The sequence below is a fragment of the Shewanella sp. ZOR0012 genome (assembly GCF_000798835.1).
Classification (GTDB): Bacteria; Pseudomonadota; Gammaproteobacteria; order Enterobacterales; family Shewanellaceae; genus Shewanella; species Shewanella xiamenensis.
Map to the genome: position 1 here is coordinate 3,622,944 of NZ_JTLE01000094.1, position 15,292 is coordinate 3,638,235.

Sequence of the window (15,292 nt, forward strand, 5' to 3'; positions counted from 1 at the left end):
GGACCTAGAACCTAAAATCTAGATTCTTTTTTACCTTAAATGCCGCCCACCATCGACATTGTGGCTACGCCCAGTGACATAGCGGCTCGCCAATAGATAATCCACCAAGGCGATAATCTCTTGATTTCCAGCTTCTTTGGGCAAAATGGCCTTGGCTAAGGTCTTTTGCCGATAGGCTTCATCATCACTTGGATTAAAAAGGATCATCGCCGGAGCAATCGCATTCACTTTGACCTCGGGCGCTAATTTAGCCGCAAAAGATAAGGTTAAATTATCTAGCGCTGCTTTACTGGCCGCATAAGCCATGTGCTTGGCACTGCCCTTTTCGGCCACATAGTCAGTGAAATGGATAATATCGCTGGCGCCAATCTCGCCCTCGGCTCCCGCTTGTAGCTGCGGGGCTAACGCCAAGTTCATTTGATAGGGTACGCTCACATGCACCTGCATCATGCGCTGCATCACCTCATGGGGGGCAAGGCTTGGGCTGTTGTCTGGCAGCCAGTCAGAGGCATTATGGATAATGGCGCGGATTTTGGGGTATTGGCTCAATTGCTCAATCAGGGTTTGGAGCTGCGCATTATCGTAAAAGTCGCATTGGATTAAGGTCGCGCCCAAAGACTGCAACTCATCGATGCTGGGATAATGGCTGCGATAGGTGCCAATCACCTTGTGCCCTTGGGCGAGCAAGTGTTTCGCGAGGGCGTAACCAATACGTTTACCCACGCCAGTGATAATAATGGGAGCTGTCATATCCATCCTGTTATTTGCCAAGCACTGATTAAAAGCAAACGCATTTGGCAGATTGTTAATCGCACAATCACGTAATCACACAATCACGTCACTCATCGCAATAGCTTAATGCCTCTAGCCAAGAGTGTATAACAATTAAAACCGAAAACATGTCGATCTAAATGCCTGACAACTGCGTATACTCAGGGACACACAGTAAGAGGTAGACCTAATGGAACTGCGGATTTTTTTCGATGGCAATTGCCCATTATGTAGCGCCGAAATGCGTCAACTCAAAGCGCGCGATCCCGATGACAGAATTGAACTGGTGGATCTTAATGCTGACAATTTCAGCTCAAGATTCAGCTATATCGATAAAGACTACGCCAATACCATTCTCCATGGCGAAACCGCCTCCGGCCAAGTGCTGCTCGGGCTCGATGTCACTTGCAAAGCATGGGCGCTCACAGGCACTCGCCCTTGGGTACAAGTGCTACGCTTACCGCTTATCAAACCTATTGCGGATTGGTGCTACCTGAGATTCGCCAAGCACAGATACCGTATTTCCTATCTACTGACGGGTAAAGCTCGCTGTGACAGCCAATGCCAACTGCCTAAATAGCGAGACTCAAGATTAAGAACCCCTGTTTAGAGAACAAAGTTTAAAGCATAAAAAAACGGAGCCATTCGGCTCCGTTTTCTCATAATTCAGAAGAATTACTTAACGAAATCAACGCCTAGTTTGATATCGCCTTTCAGCGTATCTAACATAGAATCACGGGCGTTAGCTTCGAATGCGCTCACTTCACCGTAAGGCAGTACTTTTTCGATACCGTTTTTGCCTAACAATACTGGTTGAGCGAAGAATTCAGCGTGCTCGCTGCCGCCGTCAACGTAAGCACATTCAACGATGTTAGCTTCGCCTTGCAGACCACGAACCAGAGACATACCGAAACGGCATGCCGCTTGACCCATAGACAGCGTCGCGCTGCCGCCACCGGCTTTAGCTTCAACCACTTCAGTACCCGCGTTTTGGATACGTTTAGTTAAAGAAGCGACTTCTTCATCAGAGAAAGTCACGCCTTCAACTTGAGACAGTAATGGCAGAATAGTCACGCCACTGTGGCCGCCGATCACGTTGATTTTAACGTCAGCAACGTTTAAGCCTTTTAATTCAGCGATGAAAGTCTCAGAACGGATAACGTCCAGAGTGGTCACGCCGAATAAACGGTTCTTATCGTAAACACCTGCTTTTTTCAGCACTTCAGCAGCAATAGCAACTGTAGTGTTTACTGGGTTAGTGATAATACCCACGAGCGCTTTAGGGCAAGTAACAGCCACTTTCTCGATCAGGTTGCGAACGATACCTGCGTTGATATTGAACAGATCTGAACGATCCATACCAGGCTTACGTGCAACACCAGCAGAGATAAGCACAACGTCAGCACCCACGAGGGCAGGCGTTGGATCTTCACCAGCAAAACCTTTGATTTCAACCGCAGTTGGGATATGGCTCAAGTCAACCGCAACACCCGGAGTTACCGGTGCGATATCGTATAGAGACAGTTGAGAACCCGCAGGTAATTGAGTTTTTAACAGTAGGGCAAGAGCCTGGCCGATACCACCAGCAGCACCAAGTACAGCAACTTTCATAGTTATCTCCGTTATTTCTCGGATATGTGTGACATGGATCTAATTTGCGTTGGCGTCACATTACTGGAATGTCACGCTAATTTCAATTATCCCTTAGTCGTTGATTCAAAGATTTACTAAAACAGCGCGTTGCAATGTTGAATATTTACTCTAGTTCAACAAATACATTTATAAATGAATTAGCATAAATTGAGTTAATTGCATTTTTATTCAGTCATTATGGTTATTTGTTGACAGTTTAACCAAAACTATTCAGAATAAGCCTGTTTTTTTGAATAAAGAATAAGACTATGCAAACGACCAAGAATCAGGATGACCTTGTTAGAATTTTTAAGGCGATTTTAAAAGAGGAGCGCTTTGGCTCCCAGAGTGAAATCGTCACCGCCTTGCAAGCAGAAGGCTTTACTAATATAAACCAATCTAAAGTGTCTCGTATGCTCAGCAAGTTCGGTGCAGTGCGCACTCGCAACGCTAAGCAAGAGATGGTTTATTGCTTACCTGCCGAATTAGGCGTGCCCACTGCGGGCAGCCCGTTAAAGAATTTAGTACTCGATGTTGACCATAACCAAGCGATGATTGTTGTCCGCACTAGCCCAGGCGCCGCACAATTAATTGCTCGTTTGTTAGACTCCATCGGTAAACCTGAAGGGATTTTGGGAACCATTGCGGGTGACGATACGATCTTTATTTGTCCATCTAGCATTCAAGATATCGCCGATACCTTGGAAACCATCAAATCTTTATTCAACTACGCAGAATAAAAAAACAGGTCAGCTTGCTGACCTGTTCTATTTCCACTGTACGCTTTTCAGTCCAGGATTACCCTAATTTCAGGGCTTGTGTCCCGCTTACGTTACAGTATTTAGCCGAAACTCCTCAGCCTTAGTAAGCCACACTGATCCTTTGATTGGGATGCGCCGCTTTTTCTGCTTCATCGAGCATGGCTTTGGCGTAATCACTCACCGAAATCCGGCTACGGCCATTTGCATCGGTAAAGAAGCTATCGCCACCTAAACGGTAAGAGCCTTCGCTTGCACCAGGGTAGATCTCTGCCGCTGGGCTGACAAAAGTCCAGTTAACAGTGGTGTTGGCGGCGCGAAATGCCTTTAATGCTTCACCTTGAGCCAGAGCTTCATCCTTATAAGCGGGCGGGAAATCTGGGCTTGAAACCAAGGTTACTCCCGGTGCCACTTCTAGACTACCAGCCCCACCGACCCACAATAAACGTGGCACTTTAGCCTGTGGCAATACGGCTAATAGATTATTAACGGTTTTCGCCACTAAGCCGTGATTCTGCTCGGCGCGGCCGCCCACTGAAGCAATTAACACATCCACGCCTGCAAAGGTTTCAGCGGTTAATGGCTGAGTCAGGTCAACACTACGCACTTCTGCCGCCGTTTCACCAAGCTTGCTTGGGTCACGCACTAAGGCAACGACGTCATGACCACGGCTTAAGGCTTCATTTAAAATGGTTCCGCCAATCCAACCTGATGCACCTAATACTGCAATTTTCATTTGATAAGTCTCACTGCTGATTTAAATTGAGACCAGTTTACTTGCGATACTTAGCGTGATAAATATCGATAAATGAGCAGGATTGTTTCAGATTGAGATACTAATGGGTGTAATTATATATGGATAAAATCGCCGCCATGCGTAGCTTTATCGAAGTGGCCAACTGTGGCAGCTTTACTAAGGCCGCAGAACACCTCGACCTCAGTCGTTTACAGGTTTCTCGCCATATTCAAGAAATTGAGCAGTGGCTCAGTTTACGCCTGCTACACCGCACCACCCGCAGCGTTAGCCTGACCTTACAGGGTGAAGAAGCCCTGCAATATTGTCAGCGGGTGCTGAGCGAAGTCGCCGCAATGGAAAGCCGCGCCCATAGTCATAACACTGAATTAGTCGGCAGTATTCGTATTGCCACGCCTGTCGGACTTGGGCAGCACAGTCTGTTTGATGTGGTCGATCGCTTTATAAAATTGCATCCTAAGGTCAATATTCAGCTGTTAATGTCGGACAGTTTTGCTCAATTAGTGGATGAGCGGGTGGACGTGGCACTGCGCTATACCGAGCAGCCCGATGAGAATTTAATTGCCCGTAAATTGATGAGCATAGATGCTGTGCTGTGCGCCGCGCCCAGTTACTTGGCTCAAGCCGAGCCGTTAACCGTCCCTAACGATCTGCTCAGCCATAATTGCCTTATCCATAGTTCGCAGCAACATTGGCAGCTACTCAAGGAGCAACAGAGTGAGCTGATAAAACCTATGGGGAATCTGATGGCCAATGAAATGGGAGTGCTGGTCAGCGCCGCGTTGCGCGGGCATGGCATTGCCTACTTGCCCTGTGACTTAGCTAATCAATATCTGGCCAGCGGTCAACTGCAAGAAGTGCTCCCCGAATACACGGCACCAGGCCAAACCCTCTGGGCCGTGTACTTATCTCGCAGCTACCAACAAGCGCTAGTGCGCGCCTTTATCGATTTTACCGCTCAGCAATGGCAGCTCGATATCAATAAGTGGACAGCGGCGAGTTAAGCCCACAAACAAAAACGCACTGAGGCTTTAAGGCTCAGTGCGTTTAGTCGTGATTTGCTAAGGGTTAATTATCGAATTGCATCAAAAAATCTAAGCTTGGGGCGAAAAACGACGAGCCAGTTAACGCACTGGTGAAGTGCATCAAGTGATCGTGATTACCCGCACCATCACCAAACACCATGCTATGGAGCATCTTCTCGAAGTGATCCGGCGTGCGGCAGGTTGAAATAAACATCAGGCCTTGTTCTTTGAGCGAGCCGTAAGGCATGCTCTGGCGCAAAATCTCGATGGACTTGCCGTTTTCATCCTTGAGGTTTACCCGCTTGATATGGCTGGTTAATGGCTTATCTTCCGACTCGTATTCGATGTTGTCTTGCTTGGTACGACCGATAATATCTTCTTGCTTTTTAAGCGGTAATCTATGCCACTTACTCAAGTTGTGGGCGTACTTTTGTACGTGAATATAGCTGCCGCCCTTAAATTCAGGGTCTTCATCCCCAACCAAGGCGACCTCTTGGCGATGACGCCCTTTCGGGTTTTCGGTGCCATCGACAAAGCCCGTTAAGTCGCGACTATCCATAAATCTAAAGCCGCGCTCTTCTTCCACTAGCTCGACTAAGTCTTCGAACATTTGGCTGATTTCGTTGGCGACTAAATGCAAAATGTCGTAACGATCGCAACGAAGATGCACAAACAGATCGTATTCGATAGCAGGCGCCTCGCGGTTACCCGCCTGCATCGCCGGGAAAGGCTTAAGCATTTCGGGGCGAGCATCGGGATAGAGACTGTCCCAATAGTTGGCGCCTATGGCCACAAAACCATTGAATGCACTGTCGGAATACTGATCCGTCAACTCATAAATATACTGCGCAACGTTGGCAATACAGGGACGCAATTGCGATTCAACGTTATCGTTGTCGCTCGCATTAAACATCAAATAGACGCTATGTAAGTTTCCCTCTGCACACACACCTAACTGTTCACGCGGCATATTTTGAATATCCATCTGGTTATCACCCTGTTGTCGATTCATTTTCGGCAATATTATCCGCAACTTTACCTGAAAATGACATTAAGTAACGCACAGTTTGTCCGTCTTTGTGATGTAAAGGCCTTTTGAGGCTGAAATATAAAAATTGACGAGGCCATTACGCCTCGTCAATTTTGTCTATTCTGCATTCGCTTCAGTAGAGCAAAACGAGTGATGCGTTAATATCCTGCGGCATAACCATCCTTTCGGCTTTCTGATGCACCGCGGTAAACGCCCGTTTCAGCATTAAAGCCAATGGCTTGATAACCACCGAAATCACCGAGAACATCGCGAAGCACATGGCCTTTCTTCATCAGCTCACGGCGAGTTTCGACGGGGAAGCCTGATTCAAGGCTCACATAGCCACCGTCATTCATTATCTCCCCCGTAGGCTCAGTCGAACCTGAGTGTAAAATTCTGGGGGCATCACCCGCTTCTTGCAAGTTCATTTTAAAATCAATCAGATTGATAATAATCTGCGCATGCATTTGCGGCTGTGTTGCACCGCCCATCACCCCAAAACTGAGCCAAGGTTTACCGTCTTTGGTCACAAAGGCGGGAATAATGGTATGGAAGGGCCGCTTACCCGGCGCATAGGTGTTAAATCGACCTTCGGTGAGATCGAACATCTGCCCGCGATCTTGCAGCACAAAGCCGAGATCCGGCGGCGTCATACCTGAGCCCATGCCGCGGTAGTTACTCTGGATCAGCGACACCATGTTGCCGTCTTTATCCGCGGTAGTGAGATACACAGTATCCCCATGTTGCAGCGCAGGATTGCCCGCATCGACACTCTTAGCCGCCTTGTTTAAATCAATTAACTTGGCGCGATCGTAATTATATTGCTGCGAGATCAACTCTTTTACAGGCACTTTGTTAAAGGCCATATCGGCATAAAATTTCGCGCGATCGGCAAAGGCGAGTTTTTTCGCCTCTACAAATAAGTGCACATATTCGGGACTATTAAAGCCCATGGCGGCGACATCGAAGGGCTCCATGGTTTTTAAGATCTGTAGTGCAGCAATCCCCTGCCCGTTGGGCGGCAATTCCCACACATCGTAGCCACGGTAGTTCGCCGATACGGGTTCAACCCAGTCGCTAGTATGGCTGGCTAGGTCTTCATAACTTAAATAGCCACCTTGAGCCTTAATGTATTTATCTATGCTCTTGGCAATGTCGCCCTTATAGAATGCGTCGCGACCGCCCTTGGCAATTTTCTCGTAGGTGTTTGCTAATGCAGGATTTTTAAAGATCTCCCCTACCGCAGGCATTTTGCCATTGGGCATATAGGTTTCTTTAAAACCGGGGAATTGAGCGAGCTTTTTACCGCTGCCCTCAAGGTAATAGGCAATCAACTCGGAGACAGGGAAACCTTCGCGGGCATAACGAATCGCTGGCGCTAAATTATCGGCCATTGGTAACTTGCCGAACTTATCGTGCAGTTCGAACCATCCATCCACCGCACCAGGAACCGATACGGGTAGCGGCCCCAAAGGGGGCAAGTAGTCTAATCCGAGGGATTTTAGCTTCTCTAGCGTTAAGGATTTGGGGCTGCGACCGGAGGCATTAAGGCCATAGAGCTTTTTATCTTTAGCACTCCAGACAATGGCAAATAAATCACCACCAACACCCGAGCCAGTCGGCTCGACTAAGCCCAGCATGGCATTCGCTGCAATGGCTGCATCCACAGCGCTGCCGCCCTGTTTTAATACATCAATCGCGACCTGTGTCGCCAGCGGTTGACTGGTCGCCGCCATTCCGTGGGTGGCATACACTTCTGAGCGCGTCGCAAAGGCTTTACCCGTGATCCTATCCATGGCTAACACTCCCGATGACGACATTGCTGTCGCCACTGTGACTAAGGTACAAATTGATTTTATTGTTTTTATCATAATTCCTCCCACTCTGGAGGAATTAAGGTAACAAGGAAGGCTGAAAATATCAGCAATCTAGGTGTTTTTTACCCAAGTTAAACGTAAGCAAAAATGTCATGCTTTCTGCTGAGACACTGGCATATCGAGTGCGGCCTAGGCATTAAGACTCAAATAGCACTAGGGAATGTGGCTCAGTATTTAAGCCCACTCGCTGACCAACATTGAACTGCATAATTTGGCTACGTACTTCGACATAATGGGCGTGGGATGCCGCCTCGACTTTTACCCAATAATGACAAAATGCGCCGAGGAAGCGCCGCTCGGTAATTGTCCCTACGCCCGCATCATCGGCACTGAGCGCCAATTGCTGTGGCCGCAAAAACACTTGGCCATTAAATGCATTAGACTTTGACAAGGGCGTGAGGCTGCGCAGCTCACCAATGGGAGTGACAACACGGTGGCCATCAACAACCTCGGCGGGTAAATAGTTGCCACTTCCCAGAAAATCAGCCACATAACGGCTATTTGGTGCGGCATATAAGTCTTCCGCTCGGCCATGTTGTACTATCACACCTTGATTAAAAATGGCCAAGGTATCGGCAAACACAAAGGCCTCATCTTTGCTATGGGTAACAAAAACCGCACTAACATTACGCTGCTTTAGAATGCTGCGGATCTCCGCCATCATACTGTGGCGCACCTGTGCATCGATATTCGAAAAAGGCTCGTCGAGTAACAGTAATTGCGGCTCATAGGCTAATGCGCGGGCAATCGACACCCGCTGCTGCTGACCACCCGACAACTCATGGGGATAACGCTTGGCTAAGCCTTCAAGTTTCACTAGGGCGAGCATGTCATCTAACCGCGCCTTGCGCTGCGCTGGCGTTAATTTTGCCACACCAAAGAGAATATTCTCGGCGACAGTCAAATGGGGAAATAAAGCATAGTCTTGAAAAATCATCCCTATGCCCCGTTGCTCACTCGGCACAAACTGCCCGACGCCGCTTACAATCTTGCCATTAATTTGAATTTCACCTTGGCTGATGGCCTGCAATCCTGCAACCGCCCTCAGCAAGGTGGTTTTGCCGCAGCCACTTGGGCCGAGCAGAGCAAGAATTTCCCCCTGTGCCAGCGTCAAATCTAAGCCTTTGAGTATCTGTTGGCCCTGATAATCACTATGGACTTGATGAAGATTGAGCGTACTGGTCATCGGCTATCTTGCTCCAAAGAACGGTTTAAATAAATCAGCGGGACTAAACCCACGAGCACAATCACAATGGCGGGCAAGGCGCCATATTCAAGCTTTTCGTCTGAGACAAACTGGAAGACATAGGTCGCAAGATTCTCAAAACCTATGGGACGCAGCAACAATGCCGCCGGTAATTCTTTCATACTTTCGATAAACACCAGCAGCGCCCCGGCAAATAATCCCTTAGTGAGCAGCGGCAGATGCACTCTTTGGAGCAAACGTCGAGGGCTTTGCCCAAGTGTTAGACTCACCATGTCTAATGAGGGCGAGATGCGTTTATAGCTAGTCTCAACACTGCCAATCGCAATGGCCACAAAACGCACACAAAAAGCAAAAACCAGCGCAGCCGTACTGCCAGTGAGCAAGAGCCCAGGGCCTGCCATCCCCAACCAATCGGCGACGTCGTTAATCGCAAAATCGAGCAGGGTTAATGGCACCAATACACCAATGGCAAGTACCGTTCCGGGTAAAGCATAGCCAGTTGAAGCCAAGCGCGATGGCAATGCATCACTCGTCCTTGGGCTCACACGGCGAATAAACATCAATATCAATGCAATCGCGCAGCACACTAGGCTAGTAATGAGCGCGAGGCTCAAGCTATTCACGCTCAATTGCCAGAAAATCGAATCCCAGCTCTGCTCAAAATAACCGATAGCGTAGGAGAGTAAAATTCCGCTTGGCAGCACAAAGGCCAGCAGTAACAAGGTGATGCAATAACCGAGGGCAAACAGGGTTTGCATTGGTGAGAGCCGATATAAATCGCTCGCTTGAATGCGGGACTGTTTTTGGAATAACTGCTGCTTACGGCGGGCAAAACGCTCAACGCCAATCAAGCTAAACACCACCAGCAGGATAATGGCCGAGAGCTTTACCGCGGCGGTTAAATTGCCATAGCCCAACCAAGTGTCATATACGGCTGTCGTTAAGGTTGGCACGGCAAAGTAGTTAACTGTGGCAAAATCCGCTGCGGTTTCCATCGCCACTAATGCCACACCCACGGCCAAGGCGGGCCTTGCCATTGGCAAAGATAAACGCCAAAAACTCTGCCAAGGCGAGCAGCCCATGATCCTTGATGCATACGCCAAACTTAAGGATTGCTCCATAAACGCGGTACGCGCTAACAGATAAATATAGGGAAATAACACCAGCGATAACACACACGCTGCACCACCTAAGGTGCGAATATCAGGGAAAAAGTAATCCTGCGGTGAGCTCCAACCAAAGAGCGCGCGCAAACTCCTTTGTACTGGGCCGGCGTAATCAAATAAATCCGTATACACGTAGGCAACAATGTAGGCTGGCATGGCCAAGGGCAATAACAAAGCCCATTGCAAATACCGTCTACCGACAAATTCACAGCGCGCCATTAACCAAGCGCAGGGCAACGCCAGCAAGAGTGAGCCAATACTCACCCACAGAATCAACCATAAGCTATTAGTGATGTATGTCGGTAATACAGTAGAAAGTAGATGACCAAAAACGGCCTCATCGGGCTGAGCCGCTTGAAGAAGTAACGCAACGAGGGGTAACACCAGTAGCACAGCTATGGCATAACCAGTAAGCGACCAGCTTCTGGCTAATCCTAAAATCATGTGGCTCCTTTAAACAAGTGCGCCAATTAATGGCGCACTTATCGATTTAACTGCCTAACTAGAGGTCAAACTGCACTTCATCTAACAATTTCACCGCCGCTTGGTGGTATTCCGCCAGCTTGAAAATCGGCAACTTATCAGATTTAAACTCGCCCCAAGAGGCCACTAAGGTTGAAGGTGCAACATCGGCTTTTACTGGATATTCCATATTCACTTCGGCATAGGCTTTTTGCGCCACATCGCCAGAGAGGAATTCCATCAACTTGATAGCATTGTCTTTATTCGGCGCGTGGCGAGTGAGCACCATACCTGAAACGTTGACATGGGCACCGCGGTCAGCCTGATTCGGGAAATTAATCACCACGGCTTCAGCCCAGCTCTTTTGCTCCGGATCTTGCAGCATATTGCCATAGTAGTAGCTGTTACCAATCGCGATATCACATAGGCCTTCTTTTACCGCTTGAACCTGTCCGCGATCGTTACCTTGAGGCTTGCGGGCTAAATTGGTTTTAACACCCTGTAGCCACGTTTTCGTGTCCGCCTCACCGTGATGAGCAATCATCGAAGCCACCAAGGCGATATTGTAAGGATGCTTACCGCTGCGAGTGCAAATCTTACCTTTGTATTTAGGATCGGCGAGTTCTTCATAACTAATCGCTTGTGGGCCTAAGCGATCTTTTGCCGTATAGAGGTTTCGAACACGCATCGTCAAGGCATACCATTGCCCATCCGGATCGCGGTATTGCGCGGGAATATTGCTATTGAGCTGCTCACTTTTCACGGGAGAAGTCAGATCTTTTTCGACTAATTCGACCAAACGAGAAAAATCTGAAGTTAACACTAAATCCGCAGGTGATAAGCGACCTTCACGGGCGATACGTTCGGCAATCCCGTCTTTGGCAAACACCACATTCACGCCAATGCCTGTTTCTTCAGTAAAGCGCTTCAAGATGGGCTCAATCAAAAACGCTTGACGATAGGAATAAACCGTTAATTTTTCATCCGCATGTGCAGACTGTGCAACCGATATCAACCCAATTAAAGCGGCACAAGTTACCCATTTCATTCGCGATTTCTCCTCAAAATGATGACGTCAAACGTGAGTCGTTCTTAGATTAAAAATGATAATAGTTATCAGTTTCGCAAGAGTAATTGATCGACTTAAGGAGAGCAATAGTTAGTATAACTTTTTGTTTTTAATGAAATTAAGATATAAAAAGGCGAATTATCTCAAACCAAACTAAACTGAATCTTAATTTTTAAAAATAGTTGGGAGGTATTATGTTTAGCATGCTACTACTCTTCATTACTATTCTTGGACTAGCGATATTTATGACCTACCAAAATAGTCAAAAGCAGCACAAGTCGTTTGCCAAAACCACGAGTTTGGCAAAACGAGCAAAGCACGGAACGACGATATTGAATGCCTTCCACTGCGTGAGTATTGAAAACGAAGCTAATTGCTGCAAACAGGTCGATGCAATTAAAGGAAAACGCTTCCTGTCAAAAGAAGCGCCTGAAATTCCAATGAAAGGCTGCACCCAAAGCCAATGTCAGTGCCACTATAAACACTATGACGATAGGCGCCAAGCTGGTAACGATCGCCGAGTTGACTACGGCATGACTAAAGAGCTCTTCGGCGCATTTGGTGAACATAATCGCCGAGATAAGCCTAAAGGCCGGCGCTTAACCGACCATTGACAATATTTATTGTGGGCGAGTATCTACAAACGCAGGTAAATCACGCATTTCGCTAAACCAGATCGCAGTCGCTGGAGCAACTTTACGCCAATCGAGTTCAGGGTGTCTGAAATCCACATAATCCAACAAACAGATTAACGCTAACTGTGGCGCTTGTATGGTTGCTTGAGTAATCACGCTCTGATGCTCCATCTGCATCAACCCACGCAGCAGAGCCTGCTCAAAACGTGATGTCCAAAAAGCTGATCTCACCCCCTCATCTTCACGCATTTGCTCTTGGCGCAACTTCACCGCGCTATCAATTAATCCCTTGATCATCGAGTACTGGCACTGCAATACCCAGTTATAAGGTTGACCGCCAAACATTTCCTGTGAACCTAATTCTGCGTCCAGATAACGCATAATCACTTCGCTATCGAAAATAGGCACGCCATCATTCGTGATCAGGCAAGGAATTTGACCTAACGGATTAACATCAAGCAACTGTGCCGTATTTTCCATTGGATTAACGAGGACTTCTTCAATATCTTTAATCCCTAAATAACGGATTAAGCTACGAACACAGCGAGCATAGGGTGACGCAAGGGAGCAGAGCAACTTCATCAAAAAATCCTTCTAAACGACAACTATAAAGCAACGAATACTTTGGTAACGGATGCTAAACATTCGCATTATTACCAATATTTTTCTACGGTAATTTGCCCTGGAGCACGGCGTAAATTTTTCGAGAGCCCCTTATCAAGCAATGCCGCTTGGGCGCCGCTAATCATCCCAGGATTACCGCAAATCATCACCTGGGAATCCGCCGCACTTAAGGTTAATCCGACTTTCCGCTCGATTTCACCCGAGACTAAGCCATCGGGGATACGGCATTGCAATGCGTCATCAAGCTTTTCACGGGTCACAGTTAAACACAGGATAAACTGATCTGGATATTGCATCGAATAAGCCTTTAGTTTATCGAGGTAGGCTAAATCTTTAGCTTCGCGCACACCATAGACAAGTACGATCTTCTCAAAACGCTGCCAAGGTTCGGCGGTATCCAGCATGGATAAGAATGGCCCGATGGCCGTACCTGTGGCTAAAAACCATAAATGCCGACCTTGTAATTCTCCCTTTGGGATCTCATCTAAGGTCATAAAACCCGTTGCCGTTGGAGTGATGTCTATTTCATCACCGATGGTAAGATTCTGTAATTGTGGGGATAACTGGCCATCCTCTACAGCAACAGCCAAAATCTCGGCATAGGGTTTATCGGGAGAATTAACCAGGGAATAAGCTCTAGCGATACGCTTATCATCTTGAAGTTGACTGAGTTTAATAAATTGACCGGGAATAAAGGGAGCTAACTCGGCCGCTATCCGCAGTGAAAATAACTTGTCGTTCCAATCAATACGTTCAATAACGCGTCCCCTAGTCCACATAACTCGCCCTCAAGCAAAACGTTAAATAGGCTCCTAGCATAGACGGTTATTCACACAACAAAAACCCCTTATTGTAAGGGGCTTAAGAGTTAAGATATGCAGGATTAAATTAAGTGTTAGTCGCTTGAGTCTCATTTGATTTTTTATTAAAACTGTCCCTAAAGGCCTGTAATCCTTCTTGAACGAGCCCATAGGTTTTATCCACACCATCGGCAATATCGCCCTGCAGCACTTTAAGACCAGATAAAATATCCCTCGCCTCTTTAAAGCCATTATCGATAGCGCCACCAATGATGGTCATAAAGCTGTCGAGCTGTTCGTCAAAACTCATATTCGAATTTTGCTGCTGATGAACACTAAAAAATTGCGTCGCGAAACTCACAATACGATCGGCAGTGGCCTCGGGGGATGTATCGACACCGTTATCATAGGCGGTTTGAATCGCGTTCTCGCCCATAGAAGGAGCTAACTCTTTGTTTATCGCTTCGATTGCTGCGCGATAAAGCAAGGTCATAGATTGATCACCCGACTTTAGGCTTACATCTTCCTGCGCCGATAGAATTGCTTGATTCATTAACTGCTTACTAGTTTGCTGCGCCGTCTGTTTAGAGGTGGCATCCACATTTTTCGTCTTATCACTATTTGCCGCGTTTTCAGCATATTTACTGTGGGTCGAAGAAGTGCTCTGTACCTGTGCAGGGTTATTGATTTCCATGATGCTAGTCCACTCAACTTGGGGAGACTTAATTATCGACCAAAATTTGAGCAACTTTAGCAATTTTATAAATTGCAGTACCATTCATACTTAATGCGATGATACAAATAGAGAATAGGTTTGTTTGTTCAATACCATCCTAACCCCCTCTTAATACTCGCCCATAAAATAAGGATATAAGGCATGGCAATCGCCCAATATTTACATGGTTTTTTGCGGCATAATCGAAGAATCGGTTTCAATTCAGGAACGCTAATACAATCATTACTGATAAGTCTACTATTCTTCGCCAGCATTGGACTTAGTCCGATCAATCAAGCTATTGCCGATAATCGATTAATCATTCTCGTAAGACATGCAGAAAAAGCCGATGAGCCCGCAGGCGATCCTCCCCTTTCAGCCAGTGGCAATATACGTGCTCAGGCGCTTATCAGCGCCTTAAAACGTACCCCCATTTCACAGCTAATCGCGACTCAATATCAAAGAACTCAGCAAACCTTATTACCGATTTCAACGGAACGGCATTTACCGATTACTGTGCTCGAGGCAAAAAAACCTCTCGAACCCCATATCCAACATATTGTTGAACAAGTACATGCGATTAAAGGTAACAGCTTAATTGCAGGGCACTCCAACACCGTGCCACTTATCATCAAGGCTCTCGGTGGACCAGACATTCCCAACATCAGTGAAGATGATTACAGCCAGTTGTTTTTACTTTCTATTAATGATGGACAAGCTGCCAGCTTGATCTCCACCCGCTACGGCAATGAATAGAGGATAACAAG

Annotated in this window: 16 protein-coding genes; 5 read left to right on the top strand and 11 right to left on the bottom strand. The window is 47.1% G+C overall.

The annotated features are described in order from the left end of the window. Window positions 1–30: 30 nt before the first annotated feature. Complete coding sequence (folM, locus tag L976_RS17505) at window positions 31–750, bottom strand: dihydromonapterin reductase (RefSeq protein ID WP_047540670.1); 720 nt, start codon at window positions 748–750, stop codon at window positions 31–33. Window positions 751–961: 211 nt separating this feature from the next. Here folM and L976_RS17510 point away from each other — a divergent pair, with 211 nt between their 5' ends. After that, entirely contained in the window at window positions 962–1,351 is a 390-nt protein-coding gene (locus L976_RS17510) for a thiol-disulfide oxidoreductase DCC family protein (RefSeq protein WP_047538797.1), read from the top strand. 95 nt (window positions 1,352–1,446) lie between these two features. On the opposite strand, the gene mdh is transcribed toward L976_RS17510, so the two are convergent. Then, the gene (gene mdh, locus L976_RS17515) at window positions 1,447–2,382 is read right to left on the bottom strand and encodes a malate dehydrogenase (protein ID WP_037414331.1); all 936 of its coding nucleotides are present in this window, start codon (window positions 2,380–2,382) and stop codon (window positions 1,447–1,449) included. A gap of 290 nt (window positions 2,383–2,672) precedes the next feature. On the opposite strand from mdh, the gene argR reads away from it, so the two are divergent. Then, complete coding sequence (gene argR / locus L976_RS17520) at window positions 2,673–3,143, top strand: transcriptional regulator ArgR (RefSeq protein WP_011071072.1); 471 nt, start codon at window positions 2,673–2,675, stop codon at window positions 3,141–3,143. Between the two features lie 121 nt (window positions 3,144–3,264). Here the strand turns inward: argR and L976_RS17525 are convergent, their stop codons facing one another. Beyond that, window positions 3,265–3,897, bottom strand: a complete 633-nt coding sequence (locus tag L976_RS17525; RefSeq protein ID WP_037428474.1) for an NAD(P)-dependent oxidoreductase — start codon at window positions 3,895–3,897, stop codon at window positions 3,265–3,267. Between the two features lie 119 nt (window positions 3,898–4,016). Between L976_RS17525 and L976_RS17530 the strand changes: the two genes are divergently transcribed. Beyond that, the gene (locus L976_RS17530; RefSeq protein WP_037414325.1) at window positions 4,017–4,919 is read left to right on the top strand and encodes a LysR family transcriptional regulator; all 903 of its coding nucleotides are present in this window, start codon (window positions 4,017–4,019) and stop codon (window positions 4,917–4,919) included. 64 nt (window positions 4,920–4,983) lie between these two features. Here L976_RS17530 and L976_RS17535 read toward each other — a convergent pair whose 3' ends face one another. The 5 genes from L976_RS17535 to L976_RS17555 all read right to left on the bottom strand — a co-directional run bounded on the left by L976_RS17535 (window position 4,984) and on the right by L976_RS17555 (window position 11,730). Beyond that, window positions 4,984–5,925, bottom strand: a complete 942-nt coding sequence (locus tag L976_RS17535) for a Dyp-type peroxidase (RefSeq protein ID WP_037414323.1) — start codon at window positions 5,923–5,925, stop codon at window positions 4,984–4,986. Between the two features lie 203 nt (window positions 5,926–6,128). After that, window positions 6,129–7,841 (bottom strand): gamma-glutamyltransferase, encoded by a 1,713-nt coding sequence (ggt, locus tag L976_RS17540; RefSeq protein ID WP_047538800.1) that lies wholly within the window; start codon window positions 7,839–7,841, stop codon window positions 6,129–6,131. Between the two features lie 142 nt (window positions 7,842–7,983). Then, window positions 7,984–9,033 (bottom strand): ABC transporter ATP-binding protein, encoded by a 1,050-nt coding sequence (locus L976_RS17545; RefSeq protein WP_047538803.1) that lies wholly within the window; start codon window positions 9,031–9,033, stop codon window positions 7,984–7,986. Then, window positions 9,030–10,664 carry an ABC transporter permease gene (locus L976_RS17550; RefSeq protein ID WP_047538806.1) on the bottom strand — a complete coding sequence of 545 codons (1,635 nt, stop codon included), beginning with the start codon at window positions 10,662–10,664 and terminating at the stop codon, window positions 9,030–9,032. The genes L976_RS17545 and L976_RS17550 overlap by 4 nt, the downstream gene beginning before the upstream one ends. A gap of 58 nt (window positions 10,665–10,722) precedes the next feature. After that, window positions 10,723–11,730, bottom strand: a complete 1,008-nt coding sequence (locus L976_RS17555) for a Fe(3+) ABC transporter substrate-binding protein (RefSeq protein ID WP_037414315.1) — start codon at window positions 11,728–11,730, stop codon at window positions 10,723–10,725. A 215-nt stretch (window positions 11,731–11,945) separates the two neighbouring features. On the opposite strand from L976_RS17555, the gene L976_RS17560 reads away from it, so the two are divergent. Next, a complete protein-coding gene (locus L976_RS17560) occupies window positions 11,946–12,365 on the top strand; it encodes a hypothetical protein (RefSeq protein ID WP_047538809.1) in 420 nt (139 codons plus the stop codon). A 6-nt stretch (window positions 12,366–12,371) separates the two neighbouring features. Here the strand turns inward: L976_RS17560 and L976_RS17565 are convergent, their stop codons facing one another. The 3 genes from L976_RS17565 to L976_RS17575 all read right to left on the bottom strand — a co-directional run bounded on the left by L976_RS17565 (window position 12,372) and on the right by L976_RS17575 (window position 14,504). Then, a complete protein-coding gene (locus tag L976_RS17565; RefSeq protein WP_037414311.1) occupies window positions 12,372–12,968 on the bottom strand; it encodes a glutathione S-transferase N-terminal domain-containing protein in 597 nt (198 codons plus the stop codon). Between the two features lie 71 nt (window positions 12,969–13,039). Next, window positions 13,040–13,789, bottom strand: a complete 750-nt coding sequence (locus L976_RS17570) for a ferredoxin--NADP reductase (RefSeq protein WP_047538812.1) — start codon at window positions 13,787–13,789, stop codon at window positions 13,040–13,042. Window positions 13,790–13,898: 109 nt separating this feature from the next. Further along, window positions 13,899–14,504 (bottom strand): DUF5610 domain-containing protein, encoded by a 606-nt coding sequence (locus L976_RS17575; protein ID WP_037414307.1) that lies wholly within the window; start codon window positions 14,502–14,504, stop codon window positions 13,899–13,901. Between the two features lie 183 nt (window positions 14,505–14,687). Here L976_RS17575 and L976_RS17580 point away from each other — a divergent pair, with 183 nt between their 5' ends. After that, entirely contained in the window at window positions 14,688–15,281 is a 594-nt protein-coding gene (locus tag L976_RS17580; RefSeq protein ID WP_047538815.1) for a histidine phosphatase family protein, read from the top strand. Window positions 15,282–15,292: the final 11 nt, after the last annotated feature.